This window comes from Amycolatopsis aidingensis (genome assembly GCF_018885265.1).
Taxonomy (GTDB): Bacteria; Actinomycetota; Actinomycetes; order Mycobacteriales; family Pseudonocardiaceae; genus Amycolatopsis; species Amycolatopsis aidingensis.
This window is the reverse complement of sequence record NZ_CP076538.1, coordinates 372,407-392,758: the sequence shown is the minus strand read 5'-3', so window position 1 is coordinate 392,758 and position 20,352 is coordinate 372,407. Positions and strand designations below refer to the sequence as shown.

Below are 20,352 nucleotides of genomic sequence, written 5' to 3'. Positions count from 1 at the left end.
GCATGGTGACCGTGCAGCGCCCGCAGGTACTGCGCTACCGCCTTGCCCAGCATCGGCTCGACCGGCGGGTTCCGGCCGGAGAGCTGCTGCCCGCGGCCGGGGCGATCGGGGTACAGCACACCCCGCCGGGCTCGGCGGCGCAGGCCCTGCACGCCCGGCTGGACGGCCTCGCTCCCGAGGACGTGACGAACGCGCTGGACACCAGTAAGACACTGGTGCAGCTGTGGAGCGTGCGCGGGGCACCGCATGTGGTGCCGGTCGCGGACGCGGCAGTGTTCACCACCGGCGTGCTCCCGGACGACGAGAAGTCCCGCCTGCACTTCATCCGGGGCGCGAGCGATCACCTGGAGCGCTTCGGGCTCACCGTGGGCGAAGCCGTGCGGCTCACCCGCGAGGCGCTGCCCGCCGTGCTGGACGACCGGATGCTGACCAAGGACGAGCTCGGGATCGCGCTGGCCGAGGTCATCGCGGAGAAACTTCCCGCACGGCTGCGCCCGGCGTGGCGGGAGCCGGACGGACTCGGTCGCAACACCTACGGGCAGAGCCTGGTCCGCTTCGCCCTCTACGTCGTCGGGCTGCACGGCGAGCTGGTCATCCACTCCCCCGGCCGCGGCGCCGCCCGGTTCGCGCTGCCGGCGCAATGGCTGGGCACGGAGTTGCCGCGGATGAGCCCGGCCGCGGCCCGCGCCGAACTTCTCCGCCGGTACCTGCGCTGCCACGGGCCTTCCAACGCCACCGAGTTCGCGAGCTGGGCCGGGGTGTCCCCGGAGTACGCCCGGCGGTCCTTCGAGGTACTCACCGACGAACTGACCGAGGTGCACTACGCGGGCCAGGACCGCTGGATCCGGCGGGCGGACCTGGCACTGCTGCGCGAGCCACCTGCCACCCGTGGCGTCCTGCTGCTGCCGGCGCACGATCCGTTACTCGCCACAAGGGATCGTGCCTGCCTGGTCGCCGATCCCGCGTTACGCAACCAAATCTGGCGCACCAGCGGAAATCCCGGCGTGCTACTCGTGGACGGCGAGGTCGCCGGGGTGTGGCGCCCGCGCAAACAGGGCAGCACGCTCACCCTGCGAGTCGAGGCGGCCACCGAAACCGTGGAACCGATGCGCGCCGCCATCGAGCGGGAGGCCGGTTCACTGGCGCCTTTTCGCGGCGCACGCCGGGTCGACGTGACGTTCTGAGGGCCTGTTCCTGAACTGGACTTTTGCCGCTCAAGGCGGGTGGAAGAACTCGCGCGGCGACAGCCCGTGACGCGAGTTCAGGAACAGGCACCGACCGTCCACTCGCACCATTCGACGATAAACGCGAACGACGATTCGCATATTTGGCTATCCTGCGATTTAGGGGTAGTGTTTTTCCTCGCGGAAATCATCCTGCCCATCCATCCAGTTCAGTTTCGCCTGCCGTGCTGCACCGGCGGGCGAACCGGTCGCGCGCAGATTCGAGGAGAAGTGTTGAGCGGTACCGCACGCCCGCGATACGCCATCGAGGCATCCGGACTACGCAAGAGCTTCGGCAGCACCCTAGCCGTGGACGGGGTGAACCTGGCCGTACCGCAGGGAATCGTCTACGTGCTCCTGGGGCCGGGCGGAGCGGGGAAGACCACCACCGTCCGGATGCTCACCACCCTGCTGCGGCCGGACGGCGGAACGGCGCGGGTGTTCGGGCACGACGTCGTGGCCGAACCGGAGGCCGTCCGCGGCCGGATCGGGCTGACCGGGCAGTTCGGCTCGGTGGACGAGGAGCGCACCGGCAGGGAGAACCTGCTCCTGCTCGGCAGGTCGCACGGCCGGTCCCCGGATTCCGCCCAGCGCCGCGCGGACCTGCTGCTGGAAGTCCTGCTCCTCACCGAAGCCGCCGACCACAGGGTCGGCACCTACTCCGGCGGTATGCGCCGCAGGCTGGACATCGCGGCCGGGCTGGTGACCACCCCGGACGTGCTGTGCCTTGACGAACCGACCACCGGCCTCGACCCGCGCGGCCGCGACCAGGTCTGGGCCCTGGTGCGCGCGCTGGTCGCGGGCGGCACGACCGTACTGCTCACCACCCGGTCCCTGGACGAGGCCGACCAGCTCGCCGACCGGATGGCGGTGTTCGACCACGGCCGGGTCATCGCCGAGGGCACCGGCGACGAGCTGAAGTCCGCTGTCGATGGTGGGGTGCTGCACGTCCGGCTGTGGGACGCCGCCCAGCGGGCGCACGCGCGGGAACTGCTGGCCACGGCGCTCGGCACCGAGGTCCGGCCCGGCGCCGACCCGACCAGCCTCTGCGCACTGGTCACCGAGGAGGCCTGCGTCGGCCCGGCGCTGGCCAGGTTGTCCGAGGCGGGGATCGAGACACCGTCCTTCTCCCTCGGCCAGCCGGGACTGGCCGACGTTTTCCTCGCACTGACCCGTATGCCCAGCCGCGCCGCTGGGTAACCGGCCGGCATGAACGCACTGATCGAGCAGGCACCCAAGCAGCTCTACCTGGACGGCCGGTTCGTCGACGCCACCGACGGCCCGAGCTTCGGGGTGGACGACCCCGGTAGCGAGCAACGGCTGTGCGATGTCGCCGACGGCCAGTCCGCCGACGCGCAGCGGGCCGTCGAGGCCGCGGTCCGCGCGCAGCCGGACTGGGCACGGACCCCGCCAAGGCAGCGCGGCGAGATCCTGCGCCGGGCCTGGGAACTGATGACCGAACGCGCCGAGGACCTTGCCGCCGTGATGACCATGGAAATGGGCAAGAGCCTGACCGAGTCCAGGGCCGAGGTGGCTTACGCGGCCGAGTTCTTCCGCTGGTTCGCCGAGGAGGCGGTGCGAATCGACGGCCGGTACACCCGCAGCCCGGCAGGCGGCGGCCGGACCATCGTCACCAAGCAGGCGGTGGGCCCCTGCCTGCTGATCACCCCGTGGAACTTCCCGCTGGCGATGGGCACCCGCAAGATCGGCCCGGCGGTGGCGGCGGGCTGCACGATGATCGTGAAACCGGCGCAGCTCACCCCGATCTCCATGCTCAGCCTGACCTCGCTGCTGGCGGAGGCCGGACTGCCGCCGGGGGTGCTGAACGTGCTGCCGAGCACCTCGGCGAGCCGGGTGGTGGAGCCGGTGCTGGGTGACGAGCGAGTGCGCAAGCTGTCCTTCACCGGCTCCACCGAGGTGGGCCGCGAGCTGGTCCGCCAGTGCGCGCCCAACCTGCAACGCATGTCCATGGAACTCGGCGGCAACGCGCCGTTCCTGGTGTTCTCCGACGCCGACCTCGACGCGGCGGTGCGCGGCGCGGTCACCGCGAAACTGCGCAACAACGGGGAGTCCTGCGTGGCGGCCAACCGCTTCCACGTCGCCGAGCCGGTGGCCGAGGAGTTCACCCGCAGGCTCACCGAGGAGCTCGGCTCGCTGCGGGTCGGGCACGGGCTGGAGGATGGCGTCTCGGTCGGCCCGCTGGTCAGCATCGAGCAGCGGGACAAGGTGGTCGAGCTCGTGGCGGATGCGACCGACCGGGGCGCGCGGGCGACCACCGGCGGCAGCACCATCGAGGGCACCGGGTTCTTCTACCCGCCGACCGTGCTCGCCGATGTGCCGCCGCAGGCACGGATCCTGCGCGAGGAGGTGTTCGGCCCGGTAGCACCGGTGACCACCTTCCGTGACGAAGAGGACGCGCTACGTCAGGCCAACGACACCGAGTTCGGTCTGGTCGCCTACCTCTACACCCGGGACCTGGAACGCGCGGTGCGCCTCGGCGAGGGGCTGCGCACCGGGATGGTCGGCCTGAACACCGGCCTGGTTTCCAATCCGGCGGCACCGTTCGGCGGGGTCAAGGCATCCGGCTTCGGCCGGGAAGGCGGAGCCGAGGGCATCGAGGAGTACCTGGACACCAGGTACCTGGCCGTTGCCCTCTCCTGAATCCACCCGGCCGGAAGTGACGGCATTTTTACCCACCCAGGGTTGACATTCCGACGTGTCGCGTCTCACAGTACCGGGAACCGAAGCGAGGGGGCGGGTGTGAGCGCGCGGGAGCCCAGGCGGATACGGCCGGACCGGGCCGCTTCCGCGATCTTCGCGGTCCCCGTCTCCGACGGCCCCTGAAGGTCACCATGACTGTCTCACCGGCATGTGGGGCAAGCGAAGGTAGGCCGGCCAGCCCAGTTCGCTCGCCCGATCTCTCATTGATAATTCAATCGACCTGGCCTAGGTTGGCCCCGGTGAACGAGCGTTCGTCCAGGCGTTCGGTGGTCGAGCAGGCCATTCTCCGCGCCGCGCTCGACGCCTTCGCCACTCGCGGTTTCCACGGAGCCACCATGCGCCAGATCGCGGGCCTCGCCGAGGTCACCCTCGCCAATGTCTACAACTATGTCGATTCCAAGTCCGACCTGCTGGTCACCCTGCTGCGCAGGGCGAGCGACGACCAGCTTGCCGGCACCCGCGCGGCGATCGAGGCCGCGGGCGGCTCGGTGACCGACCGGCTGCGCGCAGCGGTGGGCGCCTACCTCCGGTTCGACCTCGAACGCCAGGCCGAGAGCCGCATCGTGCACAGCGAGTACCGGTACCTGGAAGCGGAAGCCTGCCTGCGGGTCACGCAGGCCCAGGACCAGCATCGGCGGCTGTTCGCCGACCTGGTGGCCGAGGGAGTGGCCGAAGGCGTGTTCCACACCCCCTACCCGGACCAGGCCAGCCGCGCCATCCTGGCCATGTGCGTCGGGGTGTCGGCCTGCTGCGCCGGGGAAGGGCCGCCACCGGCTGCGGAGCTGGAGCGCCGTTACGCCCGGTATGCCCTCGCGTTGCTGGAGGCGAGATGAGCGAGGCCACGCAGATCTGGAGCCACTACCTGGAAGACTTCCGGGTGGGTCAGCATGGCGAGATCGGTAGCACCACGATCAGCACCTCCCAACCGTCCACTGTGGCCGCACTGGGCACGGTGGCGCTGCTGTTGTCCGACCATGGCGTGCTGAACGACCTGCGGTGGAACTTCCACGCCCCGGTGCGCCGGGGTGACCGTGCCCGGCTGACCGCAACGGTGACCCGGTGCCGGGCGGGCGGCGACGGCTGGGGCCTGCTGCACCGGCATCTGGTGCTCACCGGCCAGGACGACACCATGCTCGGCGAGGGCACCGGCAGTTTCACCATGCCCACCAGGCAGGCCACCCCGGACGAGCGGCACATCCGCACCGACTTCGGTTCGGTCGCCTGGGCCGAGCTGCTGTGCGACAACCTGGAACACAACGAGGACTTCGTCTCCGCCACCCGGCCGATGGACGGCACCATCGGGTTCCGCTGCGGTGACGAGGAGGCGCATATCCGGGTCTACAAAGGACGCATCGTGGAGGTGGGCAGGTCCACGCCGGCCGGCCCGACGTTCACCGTCACCGGCAGCGAACTGGCCTGGGCCGAGCTGGCGGGCGCGCCGCGTAATGACTTCATCGCGCGCACCATGACCAGTCAGTTCTACGCGACCGGCAACGCGCACGAGTACGTCCGGTTCACCAAGGCCGTGGTGAGCGCCTGGGACTCCATCCGTGAGCTCGCCCATCGGGACGCCGTTCGCTGATCCCGCTAGTGTGGCCGGTGAGCCGCGTGCGGTTTGCGAATGGAGGTTCGGCATGCGTACAGCTGTGGTCTGCGAGCCGGTCAGGACGCCGGTCGGTCGATTCGGCGGGGTCTTCCGGGACGTTCCGGCGACCGAACTGGCCACCACGGTGCTGCGCGAGTTGCTCAGGCGCACCGGGGTGAAGCCCGGCACGGTGGAGGACGTGCTGTTCGGGCAGTGTTATCCGAACGGGGAGGCGCCCGCCATCGGCAGGGTGGCCGCGCTGGACGCGGGCATGCCGGTGCAGGTCGCCGGGCTGCAGGTGGACCGCCGCTGCGGTTCCGGCCTGCAGGCCGTGCTGGACGCCGCGATGCGGGTGCAGACCGGTGCCGCCGACGTGGTGATCGCCGGGGGCGCGGAGAGCATGAGCCAGGTCGAGTTCTACTCCGACGCCATGCGCTGGGGCGTGCGCGGCCCCGGCGTCGAGCTGAAGGACCGGCTGGCGCGGGCCAGGGTCACCGCGGGCGGGGTGCACCACCCGGTCGAGGGCGGAATGCTGGAGACCGCCGAGAACCTGCGGCGGGAGTACCGGATCTCCCGCACCGCGCAGGACGAGCTGGCGGTGCGCTCGCACCAGCGCGCGGTGGCGGCGATCGAGGACGGCCGGTTCGCCGAGGAGATCGTGCCGGTGCCGACGCCGGGCAAGCGCGGGGAGCCGGGACCCACCGTGGAGCGGGACGAGCACCCGAGGGCGGACAGCGGTATGGAGTCGCTGGCGAAGCTGCGCCCGGTGCTCGGTAAGCAGGACCCCGAGGCCACGGTGACCGCGGGCAATGCCAGCGGGCAGAACGACGGCGCCGCGGCCTGCCTGGTCACCACCCCGGAACGGGCGGCCGAGCTGGGCCTGCGCCCGCTCGCCCGGCTGGTGAGCTGGGCGGTGGCCGGGGTGCCCCCGCGCACCATGGGCATCGGCCCGGTGCCCGCCACCGAGCGGGCACTGGCCCGCGCCGGGCTCACCCTCGGCGAGCTGGACCTGATCGAGCTGAACGAGGCCTTCGCCGCGCAGGTGCTGGCCTGCACCGCGGAGTGGAAGTTCGGCGAGGCGGACTGGGACCGGACGAACGTCAACGGCTCCGGTATCTCACTCGGCCATCCGGTCGGGGCAACCGGTGTGCGCATCCTGACCACCCTGCTGCGCGAACTCGACCGGCGCCAGGCCCGCTACGGCCTGGAAACCATGTGCATCGGCGGTGGTCAGGGCCTCGCCGCCATCTTTGAACGCACCCCGTAACCCCACCTCACCCTGGGCCACTCACAGCAGGCGGAAGACGGGGTAGCCGGGGGCGATCTCGCGTAGCTCGGCCTCGGGGGCATGCTGGTCCACCCCGTCGAAGAAGGCGCCCACCTCGAACTTCCAGCGGCGCAGGTAGGAACGCAGCAGCGCGGGCTTGTCCGCATCGGCGACCTCGGTCGCGGTGAACGCCTCGACCCGCCTGCCGACCCGCAGCTCACCACCCCCGGCCACGCGCAGGTTGCGCACCCACTGGGTCTGCCCGCGTGGCGCCACCAGGTAGCGCTCACCCTGGTGGCTCAGCAGGTTCACCGGGACGGTGCGCCACTCACCACTGACCCGCCCGCGCACGGCCAGGATCCGGCTCCCCCACAGGCTGATCCCGAGCTTCGTCAGGCCGGTGACGGCGGCGTTCATCACCCCGGAGGCCCGGCCGGGCTCCAGGTAACGGGCGGTGGTGCTCATGGCGATCTCCCTTCGATCCCGAGAGCAGCGCTCTCAACTAAGAGCAGTGAACACGAGAGCGGCAGCTACAGTCAAGAGCAGCGCTCTCGAATTTGTCCGGTGATCTCGAAACTGGCAGACTGCCAAGGGTGACGACCAGCCGAACCGCACGCGAACGGGCCCGCGCAGAGCTGACCAGGGAAATCAAGGACGAGGCTCGCAGGCAGCTTGCCGAGGTCGGCGCGGACGGACTGTCCCTGCGCGCCGTCTCCCGGCAGCTGGGGATGGTGTCCTCGGCCCTCTACCGGTACTTCCCCAGCCGCGACCACCTGCTGACCGCCCTGATCATCGACGCATACGACGCCATCGGCGCGGCCGTCGAGGAGGCGGCCGCGCGGGAGGTGGTGCCCATCGAGCAGTGGCGGATGTGCTGCCATGCCGCACGTAGGTGGGCCAGGGCGCGCCCACACGAGTACGCGCTGATCTACGGCTCGCCGGTCCCCGGCTACCAGGCCCCGCAGGACACCGTGCCGCCCGCATCCCGGGTTCCGCTCGCCCTGGTCGGGGTGGTCCGGCTGGCCTGGGGCACCACCGGGATCCGGCCGGCCTTCACCGGGCCGTCCCTCTCCGCCACGCTGGACATCCAGACCACCCGGCTGGCGGCCCAGCTCGCCCCTGAACTGCCCAGCCGGGTGCTGACCAGGGTGCTGATCGCCTGGACCCAGCTGTTCGGCATGCTCAGCTTCGAGTTGTTCGGGCAGCTGGTCGGCAGCGTCGACCCGAGCAGCGAGTTCTTCGCGCACGCGGTGGAGCAGATGATCGAGTTCATCGGCATCCAGTAGGCAATCCGGCAGGCAATCCGGCAGGCATTTACATTGCGCACGATGTAATCGCGCGCTATGTTTATGGCATGCCGAACACCGACCGCGCCCTGTTGCTGGAGGAGCAGGCCTGTTTCGCGCTCTACGCGGCGTCCCGGGCGGTCACCGACCTGTACCGGCCGTTGCTCGCCGAGCTGGACCTGACCTACCCCCAGTACCTGGTGTTGCTGGTGCTGTGGGAACGCGATGCCCGGCCGGTGAAGGAGGTCGGCGCCGAGCTACAGCTGGACTACGGCACGGTGTCCCCGCTGCTGAAACGGCTCGAGGCGCGGGGCCTGCTGACCCGCAGCAGGCAGGCGGCGGACGAGCGCAGCGTCACGGTCCGGCTCACCCCCGCGGGGGCCGAGCTGCGGAACCGGGCCGAGCGCATCCCGCGGGAGATCGGCTGCGCGATGGGCCTGGACGAGGAGAACCGCCGCGACCTCATTCGCAGGCTGCGGGACCTCGCCGCCACGGTCCGCGCCACCAGCTCCGGGTGCTGACCGCGCCCGGAATTCCTACCCAGAAGGAGATATGCCATGCCCAGCCGCGATGCCACCACTCACTGGGAAGGCGGACTACAGTCCGGCACGGGGCAGGTCACCCTGGACTCGTCCAACGCGGGCCAGTTCCCGGTGTCCTTCCCGACCCGCGCGGGCGATCCGGAGGGGCAGACCAGCCCCGAGGAACTGATCGCCGCCGCGCATTCGTCCTGCTTCGCGATGAACCTGTCCGGGGTACTCGGCAAGGAGAACCTCACCGCCCGCTCGATCGACGTGAGCGCGGAGGTCACCCTCGGCCCGGACGGCGAGGGCTTCAAGATCAGCGGTATCGCGCTGACCCTGCGGGCCGAGATCGACGGCATCGACGCCGACCGGTTCGCCGAGCTGGCCCGGATCGCCAAGGACGGCTGCCCGGTCAGCAAGGCACTGTCCGGCACCACGATCACCCTGGACGCCGCGCTGGCCTGAACTAAGGACCAAAAAATGCGGGAATCGGGCAGCGAGGGGGAGTTCCCTGCCCGATTCCCGCGCACACAATGGTCTGCTTACCGGGATCCGGTTACTTGCCTGACTGCAGCGCCCCCCAGGTGTTCGGCCCGACGATCCCGTCCACGCCGAGTCCCTTGGCGGACTGGTAGTCCCGCACCCCGGCTTCGGTGTTCGGCCCGAAGATGCCATCCACCGCGAGGCGTGCCCCGATCGCCGCGTTCACCGCGCGCTGCACCCGGTACACCGCCTCGCCCTTGGCGCCTTCCCGCAGCAGCGGGGTGGAACCTGCGGAGAGCAACGCGGTCCAGGTGTGCGCGTCCACCGTGCCCTCGGCGGGAAGGCCAACCGCGGACTGGAAGCTGCGCACCGCGGCCATGGTCGGCTCGTCCAGGGTGCCGCTCGGGTCGCCATCGCCGATGTCGTACCCGGCCGCGCGCAGCAGGCACTGTGCCGCCGTCACCCTGTCCCCGCTCGCCCCGGCCTCCAGCGCCGGGTAGCTGGTGAAGTCCAGCTCGGTGCGCACGCAGCCCTCCCGGCCCGCGACCAGGTCGGCTGCGGCCTGCCGCCCCTTGCGCACCGCGTCGGCGTGGTCCTCGATCGGGCTCGCCTCCACCCCCGGGAAGGCGATGTAGTCCACGACCTTGCCGGAAACCCCGCCGGTGCGCGGGTCCGGGTTGATGCCGAGCGCGTCGGCCAGCGCGTAGGAGGCCTCCCCGATCGCGTCCTTCGGGCCACGGTCACCCACCACGCCGTAGACCACCCTGCCCTCGTACACCACGGCGACCACGGTGCCGCCGGTGATCCCGGAGTCGTAGTGGTCCCAGGTGGAGGTGGAGATGGGCACCACGACATACGGCAGCTTCTCCGCGTTCAGGTACTTGCCGTCCGACTGGGCCCACGCGGTCTGGTGCCAGTAGGTCGGGTCGGTGGAGCTGTTGCATTTCGCCGTTCGCTGGCCATCGCAGTCGATGGTCATGCCGGAGCGCCAGTGCACCGCGTTTCCGGTGGCACAGACCGGGACGGTGCGCGCCTGGCCACTGCGCTCGGCGAGCCGCCCGTTGGATACCTGCTGGTTGCACTGCTGCACCACCGCGCTCAGCTCGTCGCCGCTCGGTGGGTCGGCGGCGTTCGCGGCCGGGGCGGCCCCCACCACGGCGGCCCCTGCCACCAGCACACCGGTGGCCAGACCTGCCAGGATCCTGCGCATCACACACTCCTTTCTCGACATACGGCAGGCCGCTCAGCGGCCGGCCTGCAACGCCTTCCAGGTGTTCGGCCCGACGATCCCGTCCACGCCGAGTCCCTTGGCGGACTGGTAGTCGCGCACCGCGGCGACGGTCTTCGGTCCGTACTGGCCGTCCACGGCCAGCCCGGCCGACTGCGCGGCGTTGAGCGCACGCTGCACGCGCAGCACCGCGCTACCCGAGGAACCGTTCTGCAGCATCGGGGTGGAGCCGGCCGACAGCAGGGCGGTCCAGGTGTGCGCGTCCACCTCGCCCGCGGCGGGCAGGCCGACCGAGGCGCGGAACTGCCGGGCCGCATCGGCGGTGCTGGCGTCGAAGGTGCCGCTCGGCCCGTCCTCCCCGGTGTTGTAGCCGGCCTTGATCAGCAGGCACTGCGCCGCCCGCACCAGGTCACCGCTCGCGCCGGCGGCCAGCGCGGGGTACTCGGTGTAGCTGAGCTGGACGGTGGCGCAGGTCTTGGCGTCGCCCTCGAGCACGTTGTCGTAGCGGATGGCGTTGAACCGGGAGGTGCGGCTCGCCGACCAGGTGCGCTCCGAGGCCACCGTGCCGGTGCGGTACTCCTCCCAGACCACCGCCCTGGTCCTGGCGGAGTCGGCCCAGCGCACGAAGAGCGCCATGTGCTGGGTGCTGCTGCCGTGCAGCCACAACGCGTCGCCTGGCAGCAGGTCCTGCTTGTCGATCCGGTGGGCGACCTCCATGATGTTGCCGGTCCAGCGGACCTGGTGCAGGCCCCAGGCCATCGACACGTAGCCGGAGCAGTCCTGCCGGTAGGTGCCGAACCGGTTGGTGTGCCAGCTGCTCTGGCTGTAGGGAACTCGTTCGTCGATCCAGCTCTTGCCACGTTCCAGGATGTCGTCCCTGGTGAGTTCCAGGTCCGAACTCGGATGATCGGCGGCCTGTGCGGCCACCGGATTACCCACGAACAGCAGGCAGGCGAGAATCGCGAGGACCCCCGCGCTTCGCATTCGGCTCGCTCTCATGGCCAATATCAGTACCGCAAGAAATCGACCATGTCGCCGACGAGCAGGGAAATTAATTACCGCCAACGCCCCCGGCTGGGCCATTTTGGCGAAATGTTGGGTCAGCTCGCGCTGGACCAGTTCCTGGTCTGGGTGAGGGCACGCGCGGCGTCCTGGCTGAACCAGCGCATCGAGAGGTCGTCGAAGATCGTCAGCGCGGCACGCAGCGAGCGCTCGGCCTGCACCCAGCGTCCGGTGCGCACACACAACCCACCAAGGCTGCGCAGGGTGTAGGCCTGGCCCCGCCGGTCGCCGAGCGTCTCGAAGATCGTGCGGCAGCGCTCGAGCGACTCCCCGGCCTGCTCGTACTCGCGCACCTGTGCCTGCAGGTCGGCCAGGCTGCGCAGGGAGTACGCGGCGGCATGCCGGTGGCCGTGCTGGGTGAACAGCTCCAGCGAGCGCGCCAGGCTGCTGCGGGCAGGGCCGGTGTCGCCGAAGTAGCGCTGCACCTCGCCGAGGCTGCGCAGCACGTGCGCCTCCCAGTGCGCGTCCCCGGTCTCCCGCGCCCCGGCCAGCGCCTCGGTCAGCAGCTCGGCGGCCTGGTCGAGGTGCCCGGCCCGGCGCAGCACGTCCGCCAGACGTTTGCGGATCGCCACGATCCCGCGCAGGTCGCCCGCCTCCCGTGCCAGCTGCAGTGCCTCGACGAAGCAGCGCTGGGCCTCGGCGAAATCACCCGCATCGGAGTACAGGCCGCCGAGCTGGTCCAGCGCGGCGGCGTGGACCCGCTGGTCATCAGCCTGCTTGGCGGCCTCCAGCGCGGTGTTCAACCGGTCCCGCGCCTGCTCCACCCTGCCCGTCTCGGCCAGCACATCGGCCTCGACGACCAGCGTGCGGGCCAGCTCGGCCCCGTCGTCGAGGCCACGGAACCGCTGCGCGGCCGCGCCGAGGTAGCGCACCGCGCTGGCCACCTTGACCTGCTGCCACTGCAGCTCGCCCAGCCTGCGCAGGCTGATCGCCTCGGCCCGCAGGTCGCCGCAGCGCCGGGCGGCCCGCAGCGCGAGCACCGTCACGTTGCGCGCCGAGGCCGAACCCGGCCGTACCTTGGCGACCTCGGCGAAGGAGTCCGCCAGCCGCCACCCCCGCTCCCACCAGCCGCGCTCGAGGGCGGCGCGGGTCACCGCGAACACGTTGTCCGCCTCGGCGGCGCACCAGCTCGCGGCGTTGTGCCGCCCGCCGTCGCGCCCGCCCGCGGCGAGATAGCAGTCCAGCATCCGCTCCAGTGCGGCGCCCAGTACGCCGGCCGGTTCCTCCTCCCGCGCCTTCTCCGCGGCGAACTCGGCGATCAGATCATGCAGCTGGTAACGCAGCTGCCCCAGCTCGTCCCGGCCGCGTACCTGCAACAGCTGGGCCTCGACCAGCGCCTCCGCCACATCGGCCCCGGTCTCCTCCGGCGCGTCCAGCAGGCAGGCGAGCGCGGAGCGGGACACCGCGGGCAGGCGGACCGCGCCGAGCAGGCGCAGGGCCCTGCGGGTGCCCTCGGTGCACTCGGCGTAACTCACCTCGATGGTGGCCCGGACATCAAGGTCGCCTGCCCGCAGCTCGGCCAGCCTGCCGCGCCCGGCGCCGATCCGCACCGCCAGCTCCTCCACCGTCTCGTGCGGGCGAGCGGCCAGCTTGGCGCCGACGATCCGCACCGCGAGCGGGAGCCCCGCGCACAGCTCGACCAGCCTGCGCGCCGGACCCGGCTCCGCGGCGATCCGCTGCGCACCGACGATCCCGGCCAGCAACTCCCAGGACTCGTCCTGGTCGAAGGCCTCCACCGCGATGGTCTTCGCGCCGGCGAGGCCGAGCATCCGGCGGCGGGAGGTCACCAGCACGCCGCAGTCGGCTCCGGCCGGCAGCAGGGCGCGCACCTGCGCCTCGTCGCGGGCGTCGTCCAGCAGCACCAGCACCCGCGCGTCCGCGGTACGACTGCGCCACAGCTGCTGGCGCTCCACGAAGCCGTGCGGGATGGCGTCCTCGGCGACCCCGATGGACAGCAGGAACCGGCGCAGTACCTCGCTGGGCTGGCCAGGTTCGCTGGTGAGGTCGGCGACCACCTGGCCGCCGGGAAACTCCCGGCGCAGCAGGTGCGCCGAGCGCACCGCCAGGGTGCTCTTGCCAACCCCACCCGGCCCGCTGAGCACCACCAGCCGCGGACCGCGGCCGGTGAGCGCGGCCCGGATCTGTTCCAGCAGCTCGCCCCGGCCGGTGAAGTCGGGCAGTTGCGCGGGGACCTCGGCCGGGCAGGTGGCGGGCCGGGCGAGGACCGGCGCGGGTTGCTCCGGTTGCAGCTGCTCGCGGGCCTGGTAGAGCCGGGGGCCCGGGGCGAGGCCGACCCGCTCCAGCGCGGCCCTGGTGTTGTCGAACACCTCCCGCGCGGCCGCGCCCCTTCCGGCGGCGACCAGCGCCTCGATCAGCAGCGCGGCGAAGTTCTCCTGGGTCGGGTCCTGGCTGAGCTGCTCGGTCAGGCCGCCGATCGCCTCGCTGAGCTGGCCCAGCGCGATATCGACCTCGAACCGCCGCTCCAGCGCCGCCAGTTTCTGCTGCTCCAGCACCCCGGCATAGGCGGTGAGCACCGGACCGCGGCCGGTGTCCTGCAGCGCGGGTCCCCGCCACAGCCGCAGGCCCTCCCGCAGGTTGCGGGCCGCCTCGGCCAGGTCGCCCTGGGCCGCGGCCCGCTGCCCGGCCTGCACCAGCCTGCCGAACTCGGCGGCGTCCAGCTCCCCCTCGTCCAGGATCAGCGTGTAGCTGCCCTGCCGGGTGCGGATGAGCTGCCGGGGCGAGCGGGCGGGCAGGTCCGGGCAGAGCAGCTTGCGCAGGGTGGACACCCGGCCCTGCAGCACCGCGTCGCTCGAACCGGGCGCCGCGCCCGGCCACAGCTCACCGGCCAGTACCTCGGTGCTCACCGGCTGGTTGGCCTGGCTGAGCAGGACAGCAAGAACGGTCCGGACCTGCCTAGGTCCGACCGGGGCCCCAGAGACGAGTGTGGAACCGAGGATGCCGTACCGCACGTACACCGCCGTGATCTCACGTTTCGCTGCGTGCAGCAAGCATCGAGGGTGTACGGCGGGAAAGCAAGTGATCGCGGCCAGTCGTTGTCCCGCTGGACACCCGGCGGACGGCTATTCGTCAGCTGCCGGGCGCCGCGGGGTGCGCAGCGCGTCGGCAACGGAACCGCCCGCCTCATCGGCGTGCTGCCCGCCGCGCTCGGCGGGGGTGTGGATCTCGCGGTCCTCGCTGCCGGGTTCCGCCGGGGCGACCTGCTCGGTGTCCATGGTCTCCTGCTCGAGGGTCTCGTCCAGCCCGGTCGCCGGGGTGGCCTCCACCGGGCGTTCCCGCACCCCCGGTACCGGGGTGTCCGGCTGTTCCTGGGCCAGCCGCTGCTCCAGGTCCTCGCCCTGGTGCTCCTCGAAGGGGGTCATGCCGTACCGGTCCACCGCGGCAGGCCGCTCCGGCGGTTCCACCCCGGCCTCCAGCGGGTCCACCCGCAGCCGGTCCTCGTCAAGGTCCTCGATGCTGTTCAGGGCGGCCGGATCCGACTCGGCCTCGTCCGGCGGGCCGGTGTCCTGCGGCGGGGTCGCCGCGTCCTTGCCTTCGGTCATTGCCGCACCTCTTTCCTGCGTCCGCAGTCGAGGCCTTACCCGATCACGGCCCGGCTCAATCCCTCATGCCACGTTGAAGGTTTCCGGGTCCGGCCCGGTGCGTTCGCCGCGGTCCAGCGCGGCCAGCGCGTCCAGGTCGGCCTGCGCCAGTTCGAAGTCGAAGACCTCGATGTTGGCCCGGATGCGCTCCGGGGTGACCGACTTGGGAATGACGATGTTGCCCAGCTGCAGGTGCCAGCGCAGCACGATCTGGGCCGGGCTGCGGCCGTGCTTGTCGGCCAGCTCGGTCACCGCCTGCTCGCCGAGCAGGTCGCCGCCCTTGGCCAGCGGGCTCCACGCCTCGGTGTGGATACCGTGCTCGGCGTGGTAGGCGCGCAGATCGGACTGCTGCAGGTAGGGATGCAGCTCGATCTGGTTGACCGCGGGCACCACATCGCTGTTCTCGGCGAGCCTGCGCAGGTGCTGCGGGTGGAAGTTGGACACCCCGATCGCCCGGATCCGCCCGTCGGCGTGCAGCTTCTCCATCGCCTGCCAGGACTCCACGTAGCGGTCCCGCTCCGGGACCGGCCAGTGGATCAGGTACAGATCGAGGTAGTCCAGCCCGAGCAGCTCCAGGCTGTTGTCGAAGGCCCGCAGCGTGGCGTCGTAGCCCTGGTCGCTGTTCCACAGCTTGGTGGTGACGAACAGCTCGTCCCGTGCCAGCCCGGACTCGGCGATGGCCCGGCCGACCGCGCCCTCGTTGTTGTACGCGGTGGCGGTGTCGATGCTGCGGTAGCCGGCCTGGAGCGCGGCGGTGACCGCGGCGTTGGTCTCGGCCTCCGGCACCTGGAACACGCCGAAGCCGAGTTGCGGCATGCGCACGCCGTTGTTCAGCGTGACGGTGGGTACACCAGCCATGGCTCAGTCCTTTCCTGTTGACGACTACCGGCGGCCACAATATTTGCAGTGCTGAGCCGGTCGCCGACCACCCGGCTGGTCGGCGCCCTCGCCACGCTGGAGTTCAGCCCCTGACCGCGGTGCTACGGGCCAGCCGGTCACGGATCTCCACGGTGAGGTTCTCCGGGATCTGTTCGGGAAGCATCTCGAGTGCCCGGTGGTGCAGTTCGATGGCGGTGTCCAGGTTCCCCAGCCCCTGCTCGGCCGAGCCCAGCCTGGTCAGGCTGAACGCGCACAGCTGAACGTCCGCGAGTTCCTCGGCCAGCTCGACCGCGCGGCGCAGCGCCGCGGCGGCCTCGGTGAACCGGCCGAGTTCCAGGTACACGCTGCCCGCCGCGCAGGCGGTGTTACCAAGGATCTTCCGGCTGCCGATCTTCTCTCCCCACAGCCTGCAGCGCGCGAAGCAGTCCAGTGCCTCCTCGTGCCGCCCATGCACATGGTGCAGGTAGCCGAGGCCGGAGGTCGCCACCGCGGCGAGCCAGTGGTCCTCCAGCTCACCCGCCAGCCGGACCGCCTCGGTCAACCGGTCCAGCGCGGCGGCATGCCGTCCGAGCGCGGTGGCGGTCATCCCGAGGCCACCCAGCGCCCTGGCCTCCTCCCTGCGGTCCCCCGTGCGCTGCCCGATCCGCAGGGCCTCGCCGAACCAGCTACCGGCCCGCTCGTACTGCCCCTGCGTGCTGTGCACGTAGCCGATACACAGCCGCAGCGCGGAGCCCATCCGCCGATCGGTGACCTGCGCGGCCAGCCGCAGCGCGAGGTCCAGTGCGGCGTGGATCTCGTGGTACCTGCCCTGGCGGGTGAGGTAGTCGACCCCGGCCTCGGCGATCCAGCAGGCATGGTCGACCTGCCCGTCGGCGGCCGCGTGGCCGACCACGTCGACGAGCTCGCCGCCGACCGCGTCCAGCCAGGCGGTCGCTTCCTCCGCACCGGTGAACGGGACGGGGAGTGGTTCGGGTCCGGTCGGGTACCCGGCGAGGCCCCCGTCACTCGCGCAGCGGGCGGCGGCCACCCACAGCTGGTAGACCCTGGTCCTCGCCGCGGTGGCGAGGTCGGCGGGATCCTGCTCGACGGCCTGCCGCGCGTACACCGCGACCAGGTCGTGTAGCCGGTACCGGCCGGCCGCCGGCTGCTCCAGCAGGCTCGCGTCGACCAGGCTGTCCAGCAGCTGCTCGGCCGCGCGGGCCGGGCAGCCGAGCATGGCGGCCAGCACGAGCCGGTCGAACCGCACCATCGGGCACCGGCCGAGCGCGCGGAAGGCACGTTGCTCGGCGGGGGCGAGCCGGTCGTAGGAGAGGCGCAGCGCTGCCGCCACGCTGCGGTCTCCCGCGGCCAGTTCGCCGAGCAGACCGCCCTCGTCAGCCAGCCGCTCGACCAGTCGTTCGACCGTCCAGGTAGGACGGTCCTGTAGCCGGGATCCGGCCAGCCGCAACGCAAGGGGCAACCGCCCGCACAACCCGGCCAGTTCCCGCAGCAGGCGCCGCTCGGCCGGGGTGCCGGGCCGGCCGGCGATGTGCCCGAGCAGGTGCTCCGCCGCGTCGAGCTCCAGCGGGCCCAGCGAGATCCGGCGGTGCACGTCCAGCCCGGCCAGCCGCTGCCTGCTGGTCACCAGCACCGTGCTGCCCGGCCCGGACGGCAGCAGCGGGCGGACCTGCTCGGCGCGAGCGGCGTCGTCGAGCACCAGCAGCAGGCGCAACGGGGCACTCGCCGACCGCCAGCACGCCGCCAGCTCGTCCAGATCGTCCGGGAGGTCGCTGTCGTCCGAGCCGACCGCCCGCAGCAGCCGCCGCAACGCCCGTCCGGCAGGCAGCGGCGCGCGGCCCTCGGTGTGCCCGTGCAGGTCCACGAACAGACAGCCATCCGGGTGGTCCGCGCGCAGCCGGTGCGCCGCCCGGACCACCAGTGCGGTCTTGCCCGCGCCCGCGACCCCGTCCACGGCGCGCACCGACACCGCCGCGCCCGCCACCGGTGCGCCGAGCCGCGCAAGTTCGGGCTCCCGGCCTGCCAGCTCGCCGGTGTCGGCAGGCAGCTCGTTGCGTGGCCTGGCGGGCCGAGCCTGCCTGACCACGGTGACGCCGAGGAACTCGTCGTCCCCGCGCAGCACCGCCTCCTGCACCCGCCGCAGCCTGCTGCCCGGTTCCACTCCGAGGTCGTCCACCAGGCGCCTGCGCAGCTGGGTGAACACGGCCAGGGCGTCGCCGGAGCGGCCGCTGCCGTGCAGGGCCCGCATCAGCAGGGCGCCGAGTGCCTCACTGTGCGGATGCGCCGGGAGCAGCGCCGAGAGCTCGGCGATCGCCTCGGCATACCGCCCGAGCCGCAGCTGCCGCTCCAGCTTCTGCTGGGAAAGGGCGATCCGGCGCTCGGTCAGCCGCAACCGCTCCCCCTCGGCGAACGGTCCCGGCAGGCCGGAAAGCGGCTCGCCGCGGAAGAGTTCGAGGGCGCGGGCATAGGCCTCGACGGCCGCGGCCAGGTCACCGGCACGGTCGGCGGCCTCCGCCTCGGCGACGAGTTCGGCAAGGCGCACCGAGTCCAGCCGCACGCGGGCGCTGACGAAGCGGTAGCCGCCGCGGCTCGTGCCGATCACCGAGTCCGCGGCGGCCGCCCCGTCCTCCCGCAGGCACCTGCGTAGCCGGTGCACGTAGACCGGAACCACCTTGCCGCCCGTCCCCGGTGGTTCCGCACCCCACACGCTGTCCAGCAGTTCCTGCTGGCTGACCGGCTCATCCGGGCGGAGCACCAGGGCGGCCAGCAGGGCCTGCTGGCGAACCGGCCCCAGGTCGAGCGGTTCCTCGCCGCGCCATCCCCGCAGCGGGCCGAGCACGGCGAGCCGTAGCTGTCCGCCCATCGTGCCCCCGGTTTCCGCCGTACGCCCACCCACCCTGGATGGTTACATATTCACTACCCGGTGTTTGCGCAAAGGCCGAGTTCGGCACCCTGCGGATCGACGATCACCCGCGAGCGGCCGCCGGTGGTCAGGGCGTGCCGGTCCGCGTGCACCGTGGCGCCGAGTTCGGCCGCCAGGGAGCAGGCCGCTTCCAGGTCGTTCACCAGCACGTACGGGAGCCAGTGCTGCGCGGTCCCGGTCGCGCGGACGACCTCGGCCACCGGCTTCCCTTCCGGCAGCAGGAACCGGTGCGAGCCCGCGACCGGCGCCCGCCATGGCAGGACCGCCTGGTAGAAGGCGATGGCCGCGGCGGGATCGGTGGCGTACAGCCGGTGCCAGGCGAAGGTTCCGTCGGTGCCGGTGGCGACCTCGGCGGCAGGCTCGGCGAGGAGGAAGAACCCCCGTGCCGGATCCAGCATCGGTGCCAGCTTGCCCTGGCCGGGGAGGTCGACCGGCGCGCCGGTCGGCGTGGTGACGGTGGCGCCCCTTTGCACGGCGGTGTCCACCGCGGCGAGTACGTCGGTCACCGCCACGCAACCGCTCCAGTGCGCCGGAATACCGTCTTTCACCCGGCTCACCCCGCCGATGGTCAGGTGTCCGGCTCGCAGTTGCCTGCCGGTCGGCGAATCGGTTGCCGTCCAACCGAAGAGGTCGCCGTAGAACGCAGCGCCCGCCGCCACGTCCGGAACGCGCAGTTCATGCGCGACGAAATTTCCCTCGGACATTTTCGCTCCTTTTATTTCATGGAGCGCGATCGGATACCCTGGAGGTGTCGCGGCCTGGATATCGATCCGCTCCGGTGGACCGGTTCGGGTTGCCTCGCCATCGGCGTGGTGTTGCCGCACCGCGCCGATGGCCTTTTTGTGTCAGGTCTGGTCGGTCAGCTCATCGAATGCCTCCTCGATCGGCAGCAACTGCCGCGGATCGGCGGGCCAGGACAACTCGCCCGCATCCAGTTCGGCCAGCCGCGCCCGCACCCAGTCGAGTTCGGCCGTCCGGCGGGTCCGTTCGTACTCGGCCTCCAGCAGCAGCACCCTGGGCAGCCGCGCCGCCACGGACGCCAGTTGCTCCTCGGTCTGCCGCACGGCTCCGGCCAGGGCCTCGGCGCGCTCGGCCAGCGCCTGCCGGGCCCGGGCCACCGGCAGGCAGCCGATCAGGGACAGCCCGGCGACCAGCGGTGTCGCGTCCCGGTCCGGGGTGGCCAGCAGCCGGTACACCCGATCGGTGAGGGCCGACCTGCCGCGCGCGGTGAGCTGGTAGACGGTGCGCTCCGGGCGGCTGCCCGCGCGGCTGTGCTCGGCCACCCCGATCAGGCCGTCCCGCTCCAGCCGCTCCACCGCGTGGTAGAGCCGCCGCGGCAGGCCGGTCACGAAGTCCTTGTGCGTATCGACGATCAGCCGGTGCATCTCGTAGGTGTGCCGCGGCCCCTGGAGCAGCAGGGCGAGCACGGTCACCGCGGCCAGATCCCGGTCCGCACGTCGCAGCCCTGTCATCAGCACACCCTTCGTCCGCCATGCATTATAGCAACTTGCCATAGCGGCGACCACCGTTTCATCGGAATTTCAACGGACCCACTTAGCGTGACCCGCGCAGACA

At 71.7% G+C, this 20,352-nt stretch carries 18 protein-coding genes; 9 read left to right on the top strand and 9 right to left on the bottom strand.

Annotation, left to right across the window (positions count from 1 at the left end):
• Positions 1 to 2: 2 nt before the first annotated feature.
• The 6 genes from KOI47_RS01990 (at position 3) to KOI47_RS01965 (ending at position 6,796) form a co-directional block, all read left to right on the top strand.
• Positions 3 to 1,184, top strand: a complete 1,182-nt coding sequence (locus KOI47_RS01990; protein ID WP_216213300.1) for a winged helix DNA-binding domain-containing protein — start codon at positions 3 to 5, stop codon at positions 1,182 to 1,184.
• Between the two features lie 273 nt (positions 1,185 to 1,457).
• A complete protein-coding gene (locus KOI47_RS01985) occupies positions 1,458 to 2,423 on the top strand; it encodes an ATP-binding cassette domain-containing protein (protein ID WP_216213298.1) in 966 nt (321 codons plus the stop codon).
• A 9-nt stretch (positions 2,424 to 2,432) separates the two neighbouring features.
• Positions 2,433 to 3,884 carry an NAD-dependent succinate-semialdehyde dehydrogenase gene (locus KOI47_RS01980; RefSeq protein WP_216213296.1) on the top strand — a complete coding sequence of 484 codons (1,452 nt, stop codon included), beginning with the start codon at positions 2,433 to 2,435 and terminating at the stop codon, positions 3,882 to 3,884.
• A gap of 299 nt (positions 3,885 to 4,183) precedes the next feature.
• Entirely contained in the window at positions 4,184 to 4,777 is a 594-nt protein-coding gene (locus tag KOI47_RS01975; RefSeq protein WP_216213294.1) for a TetR family transcriptional regulator, read from the top strand.
• Positions 4,774 to 5,526, top strand: a complete 753-nt coding sequence (locus KOI47_RS01970) for a hypothetical protein (RefSeq protein ID WP_216213292.1) — start codon at positions 4,774 to 4,776, stop codon at positions 5,524 to 5,526. Before KOI47_RS01975 ends, KOI47_RS01970 begins: the two co-directional genes overlap by 4 nt.
• Positions 5,527 to 5,578: 52 nt before the next feature.
• The gene (locus KOI47_RS01965) at positions 5,579 to 6,796 is read left to right on the top strand and encodes an acetyl-CoA C-acetyltransferase (protein ID WP_216213289.1); all 1,218 of its coding nucleotides are present in this window, start codon (positions 5,579 to 5,581) and stop codon (positions 6,794 to 6,796) included.
• Positions 6,797 to 6,817: 21 nt separating this feature from the next.
• Here the strand turns inward: KOI47_RS01965 and KOI47_RS01960 are convergent, their stop codons facing one another.
• Positions 6,818 to 7,261: a nitroreductase family deazaflavin-dependent oxidoreductase gene (locus tag KOI47_RS01960; protein ID WP_216213287.1), complete on the bottom strand. Its 444-nt coding sequence runs from the start codon at positions 7,259 to 7,261 to the stop codon at positions 6,818 to 6,820.
• A gap of 128 nt (positions 7,262 to 7,389) precedes the next feature.
• Here KOI47_RS01960 and KOI47_RS01955 point away from each other — a divergent pair, with 128 nt between their 5' ends.
• The 3 genes from KOI47_RS01955 to KOI47_RS01945 all read left to right on the top strand — a co-directional run bounded on the left by KOI47_RS01955 (position 7,390) and on the right by KOI47_RS01945 (position 9,071).
• Complete coding sequence (locus tag KOI47_RS01955; RefSeq protein WP_216213283.1) at positions 7,390 to 8,082, top strand: TetR/AcrR family transcriptional regulator; 693 nt, start codon at positions 7,390 to 7,392, stop codon at positions 8,080 to 8,082.
• 68 nt (positions 8,083 to 8,150) lie between these two features.
• Positions 8,151 to 8,603, top strand: coding sequence for a MarR family winged helix-turn-helix transcriptional regulator (locus tag KOI47_RS01950; RefSeq protein WP_216213280.1), 453 nt, complete (start codon positions 8,151 to 8,153; stop codon positions 8,601 to 8,603).
• Positions 8,604 to 8,639: 36 nt separating this feature from the next.
• Complete coding sequence (locus KOI47_RS01945) at positions 8,640 to 9,071, top strand: OsmC family protein (protein ID WP_216213279.1); 432 nt, start codon at positions 8,640 to 8,642, stop codon at positions 9,069 to 9,071.
• A gap of 91 nt (positions 9,072 to 9,162) precedes the next feature.
• On the opposite strand, the gene KOI47_RS01940 is transcribed toward KOI47_RS01945, so the two are convergent.
• The 8 genes from KOI47_RS01940 to KOI47_RS01905 all read right to left on the bottom strand — a co-directional run bounded on the left by KOI47_RS01940 (position 9,163) and on the right by KOI47_RS01905 (position 20,249).
• Complete coding sequence (locus KOI47_RS01940; protein WP_216213275.1) at positions 9,163 to 10,299, bottom strand: peptidoglycan-binding protein; 1,137 nt, start codon at positions 10,297 to 10,299, stop codon at positions 9,163 to 9,165.
• Between the two features lie 33 nt (positions 10,300 to 10,332).
• The gene (locus KOI47_RS01935) at positions 10,333 to 11,301 is read right to left on the bottom strand and encodes a C40 family peptidase (RefSeq protein ID WP_232376486.1); all 969 of its coding nucleotides are present in this window, start codon (positions 11,299 to 11,301) and stop codon (positions 10,333 to 10,335) included.
• Between the two features lie 116 nt (positions 11,302 to 11,417).
• Positions 11,418 to 14,387 (bottom strand): ATP-binding protein, encoded by a 2,970-nt coding sequence (locus KOI47_RS01930; RefSeq protein WP_216213267.1) that lies wholly within the window; start codon positions 14,385 to 14,387, stop codon positions 11,418 to 11,420.
• A gap of 72 nt (positions 14,388 to 14,459) precedes the next feature.
• Complete coding sequence (locus KOI47_RS01925) at positions 14,460 to 14,939, bottom strand: hypothetical protein (RefSeq protein ID WP_216213264.1); 480 nt, start codon at positions 14,937 to 14,939, stop codon at positions 14,460 to 14,462.
• Positions 14,940 to 15,002: 63 nt separating this feature from the next.
• The gene (locus tag KOI47_RS01920) at positions 15,003 to 15,836 is read right to left on the bottom strand and encodes an aldo/keto reductase (protein ID WP_216213261.1); all 834 of its coding nucleotides are present in this window, start codon (positions 15,834 to 15,836) and stop codon (positions 15,003 to 15,005) included.
• Between the two features lie 103 nt (positions 15,837 to 15,939).
• Positions 15,940 to 18,750: an AfsR/SARP family transcriptional regulator gene (locus KOI47_RS01915; RefSeq protein ID WP_216213257.1), complete on the bottom strand. Its 2,811-nt coding sequence runs from the start codon at positions 18,748 to 18,750 to the stop codon at positions 15,940 to 15,942.
• Positions 18,751 to 18,770: 20 nt separating this feature from the next.
• Positions 18,771 to 19,481, bottom strand: coding sequence for a VOC family protein (locus KOI47_RS01910; RefSeq protein ID WP_216213254.1), 711 nt, complete (start codon positions 19,479 to 19,481; stop codon positions 18,771 to 18,773).
• Positions 19,482 to 19,622: 141 nt separating this feature from the next.
• The gene (locus KOI47_RS01905; RefSeq protein WP_216213251.1) at positions 19,623 to 20,249 is read right to left on the bottom strand and encodes a PadR family transcriptional regulator; all 627 of its coding nucleotides are present in this window, start codon (positions 20,247 to 20,249) and stop codon (positions 19,623 to 19,625) included.
• Between the last annotated feature and the right edge of the window lie 103 nt (positions 20,250 to 20,352).

Bases quoted from the DNA above. Each gene is read 5' to 3' on its own strand.
- KOI47_RS01990 (WP_216213300.1), top strand. From the start codon at position 3: ATGGTGACCGTGCAGCGCCCGCAGGTACTGCGCTACCGCCTTGCCCAG.
- KOI47_RS01980 (WP_216213296.1), top strand. From the start codon at position 2,433: ATGAACGCACTGATCGAGCAGGCACCCAAGCAGCTCTACCTGGACGGC.
- KOI47_RS01970 (WP_216213292.1), top strand. From the start codon at position 4,774: ATGAGCGAGGCCACGCAGATCTGGAGCCACTACCTGGAAGACTTCCGG.
- KOI47_RS01965 (WP_216213289.1), top strand. From the start codon at position 5,579: ATGCGTACAGCTGTGGTCTGCGAGCCGGTCAGGACGCCGGTCGGTCGA.
- KOI47_RS01960 (WP_216213287.1), bottom strand. From the start codon at position 7,261: ATGAGCACCACCGCCCGTTACCTGGAGCCCGGCCGGGCCTCCGGGGTG.
- KOI47_RS01950 (WP_216213280.1), top strand. From the start codon at position 8,151: ATGCCGAACACCGACCGCGCCCTGTTGCTGGAGGAGCAGGCCTGTTTC.
- KOI47_RS01945 (WP_216213279.1), top strand. From the start codon at position 8,640: ATGCCCAGCCGCGATGCCACCACTCACTGGGAAGGCGGACTACAGTCC.
- KOI47_RS01940 (WP_216213275.1), bottom strand. From the start codon at position 10,299: ATGCGCAGGATCCTGGCAGGTCTGGCCACCGGTGTGCTGGTGGCAGGG.
- KOI47_RS01935 (WP_232376486.1), bottom strand. From the start codon at position 11,301: ATGCGAAGCGCGGGGGTCCTCGCGATTCTCGCCTGCCTGCTGTTCGTG.
- KOI47_RS01925 (WP_216213264.1), bottom strand. From the start codon at position 14,939: ATGACCGAAGGCAAGGACGCGGCGACCCCGCCGCAGGACACCGGCCCG.
- KOI47_RS01920 (WP_216213261.1), bottom strand. From the start codon at position 15,836: ATGGCTGGTGTACCCACCGTCACGCTGAACAACGGCGTGCGCATGCCG.
- KOI47_RS01910 (WP_216213254.1), bottom strand. From the start codon at position 19,481: ATGTCCGAGGGAAATTTCGTCGCGCATGAACTGCGCGTTCCGGACGTG.
- KOI47_RS01905 (WP_216213251.1), bottom strand. From the start codon at position 20,249: ATGACAGGGCTGCGACGTGCGGACCGGGATCTGGCCGCGGTGACCGTG.